This window comes from Synechococcus sp. R6-7, assembly GCF_047461695.1.
GTDB lineage: Bacteria > Cyanobacteriota > Cyanobacteriia > Thermostichales > Thermostichaceae > Thermostichus.
The window spans coordinates 1-1,730 of sequence record NZ_JANSHS010000218.1 but is presented as its reverse complement, the minus strand read 5'-3'; the positions used below and the strand labels follow the sequence as shown (position 1 = coordinate 1,730).

Genomic DNA, 1,730 nt, shown 5'->3' with positions numbered 1-1,730 from the left:
CAGCAGTGTTCAGCGTAAATGTATCAGCTCCGCTAACGCGACCAGGATCCCTCCAAGTGGGATCCAACCGGCAAGCGACCCTGGGCCGGGATCTGTCCCAACAACACCTGCAGCAACGCCTGTAGAGAGACGGGGGTAGTGCCGTAGCAGGCCAAATAGACCGGGATCTGGGGCAGGGCAAAGGCGTCGTAGGGGGATCCCAAGGCCAACCCAATCACCTTTTCCGGCGGAAGGGATCCCAGCAGCAACCTCTGCGCCGGATGCCGCCACGTCTCCAGGGATCCCACCAGCACCTGCGCAGCCCTTTGAGCCCCTTCTTGGGCAATCCGCTGCTGTTCGGGGGTGGGATCCAGAGGGATGGAGAACACTTGGGCAGCGGGACAGGCTTTTTGCAGCAGCTCCCCCAACAAAGGTACAGGGGTGATAAGCAGCGGGTCAGGGGCCAAGGGAGGCAGGGATCCCCGTACTAGGGTGATGCTATCTTGGGCGATTTGGCGGGCCAGTGCCCGGTGGTTTTCCAAGCCGGCAGGGGGGAAAGGGGGGCAGGGGGATCCCAGCCTGTAGCGCCGCTTCAAGGCCAAAATCCGCTCCACCGACTGATCCAACTGTTCAACCGACAAGCGCCCGGCACGGAACTCCCGCAGCAGATGGGCATAGGCTTCTTTTTGGATGGCCGGGCTAAAGCCGGGATCTGCCCCAAACACCAGCACATCGGCTCCTGCCCTAAAGGCCAGTTCTGCCGCTTCGGGAATGCCGTAGGTGCGGGCAATGGCCCCCATGGTCAGGGAATCCGTCAGGACAAGACCCTTGAAACCCAGCTTCTGCCGCAGCCAGCCCGACACCACCTCAGGGGCCAGCGTTGCCGGTTGCAAGGACTTCGTCCCGCTGTCGCCGACGGATCCCAGAGCCGGCATCACCACATGCGCCGTCATCATCGCCTCTGCCCCTGCCCGGATCAAAGCCTGAAACGGGCGCAATTCCGTGGTCTGTAGCGCCTCCAGAGGGCGATCCACCCGCGGCAACCCCAGGTGGGAATCCATATCGGTGTCCCCATGGCCGGGAAAATGTTTGGGCGTACAGAGGATCCCGGCTTGCCGATAGCCGCGCCACAGGGCGAGGCCGTAATCTGTCACCTGTTTCGGGTCTGACCCAAAGGCTCGGATGCCGATGATGGGGTTGTGGGGGTTGCTGTTCACGTCCACAACAGGGGCAAAGTTGAGGTTAAACCCCAAACTTTTCAGCTCCGTTCCCACCGCACGGGCCATAGCTTCCGCCTTTGCCAGGGATCCCGCTGCTGCCACTGCCATGGCGCTGGGGAACACCGTCACCCCCTCGGTAAGGCGCACCACCGGCCCCCCCTCTTGATCAATGGCTATCCACAGGGGGACAAGGGCTTGTGCCTGAGCCGCGGCAATGAGCTGGGCCACCTGAGGCAACGTTTGAATGTTGCCGGCAATCGAATAGAAGATCAGCCCGCCCACGTGGTAGTCCCGGATCATCTCCTCGAGAGCGGAGGAAAACTCAGCTCCCTCAAAATAAACCAGAAACAGTTGCCCCACTTTCTCCTCAAGGCTCCAAGCCCTGGGATCCACTGCGGCAGCGGGACGGGGTCCTTTCGCGTCAGCGGGACGGAGTCCTATCGAGCATGTCAAAGCAGATGTCCTTGGGCGTCGCTGCCAAGAAAGCCGGTCAGGATGAGCGTAAACTACCCGACATCAACCGCTAGGCGG

General features: G+C 61.8%; 1 protein-coding gene. It reads right to left on the bottom strand.

What is annotated here, in order from left to right; genetic code table 11:
* Positions 1–32: 32 nt before the first annotated feature.
* Complete coding sequence (locus NW815_RS07260) at positions 33–1,559, bottom strand: glycoside hydrolase family 3 protein (RefSeq protein WP_414390765.1); 1,527 nt, start codon at positions 1,557–1,559, stop codon at positions 33–35.
* Between the last annotated feature and the right edge of the window lie 171 nt (positions 1,560–1,730).